Below are 1,267 nucleotides of genomic sequence, written 5' to 3'. Positions count from 1 at the left end.
CGGGTGTGCTGCACGGATTGGTGACATCTGAGCTGGCTTGCCGTGATGGCGAGCCGGGAGGATGTCGCTGTGCCCAAGCCCTACCCCCGGGAGTTCCGCGACGATGTCGTGCGGGTCGCCCGTGACCGTGAGCCCGGCGTGACCGTCGAGCAGATCGCCAAGGACTTCGGGGTCCACCCGATGACCTTGTTCAAGTGGCTGCGCCAGGCGGACACCGATGAGGGCATCAAACCCGGTGTGAGCAGGGACGACTCGGCCGAGCTGCGCGAGGCGCGCAAGCGGATCAAGCTGCTTGAGCAGGAGAACGAGGTCCTGCGTCGCGCGACCGCGTACTTGTCGCAGGCGAACCTGCCGGGAAAAGGCTCTACCCGCTCGTGAGCGAGCTGGCCGCGGACGGGATTCCCGTCGCGGTGACGTGCCGGGTCTTGAGCATCGCTCGACAGCCGTACTACCGGTGGCGTGCCCGGCCGGTCACCGGGACGGAACTCGGGCAGGCGTATCGGGCGAACGCGTTGTTCGATGCGCATCGCGACGACCCGGAGTTCGGTTACCGGTTCCTGGCCGACGAGGCCCGTGACGCCGGCCTGTCGATGGCGGATCGGACCGCGTGGCGGATCTGCTCGTCCATGGGCTGGTGGAGCGTGTTCGGGAAGAAGCGCGGCCGCAACGGCGGGAAGGCCGGTCCGCCGGTCCACGACGACCTGGTCCGACGCGACTTCACCGCCACCGCGCCGAACCGGCTGTGGCTGGCCGACATCACCGAACACCGCACCACCGAAGGAAAGCTGTACCTGTGTGCGGTCAAGGACGTCTGCTCCAACCGGATCGTCGGTTACTCCATCGACTCCCGGATGAGGTCCCGCCTCGCCGTCACCGCGCTCACCAACGCCATCGCCCGCCGCGGTGAGGTCGCCGGCTGCGTGGTGCACACCGACCGCGGATCGCAATTTCGATCAAGGAAATTCGTCCGTGTCCTCGCTCGCCACGGGCTGGCCGGCTCGATGGGCAGGGTCGGCGCCGCGGGTGACAACGCCGCGATGGAGAGCTTCTTCGCGTTGCTGCAGAACAACGTTCTCAACCGGCGCACCTGGCGCACCCGCGACGAGCTCCGGATCGCGATCGTCACCTGGATCGAACGCACCTACCACCGCCGCAGACGTCAAGCCGCCCTCGGACGGTTGACCCCCATCGAATACGAAGCAATCATGACCACATCAGCCAGTCAGGCTGCGTGACTAACACTGTCACCTACTCGTGCAGCAGACCC

General features: G+C 67.0%; 1 protein-coding gene. It reads left to right on the top strand.

The genetic code is table 11. From position 1 onward, the window contains the following. Nucleotides 1–69 precede the first annotated feature (69 nt). Nucleotides 70–1,235, top strand: a protein-coding gene (locus tag LZG04_RS41370) for an IS3 family transposase (RefSeq protein ID WP_233827432.1) whose coding sequence is annotated in 2 segments (ribosomal slippage) — nucleotides 70–354 and nucleotides 357–1,235 — 1,164 coding nt in all. Because the reading frame shifts where the segments join, the coding sequence is not laid out codon by codon here. Nucleotides 1,236–1,267 lie beyond the last annotated feature (32 nt).

It is taken from the genome of Saccharothrix sp. S26 (genome assembly GCF_021390395.1).
Classification (GTDB): domain Bacteria; phylum Actinomycetota; class Actinomycetes; order Mycobacteriales; family Pseudonocardiaceae; genus Actinosynnema.
Note: the sequence above shows the minus strand (reverse complement) of the source record. Positions and strands in the feature narration are given on the sequence as shown.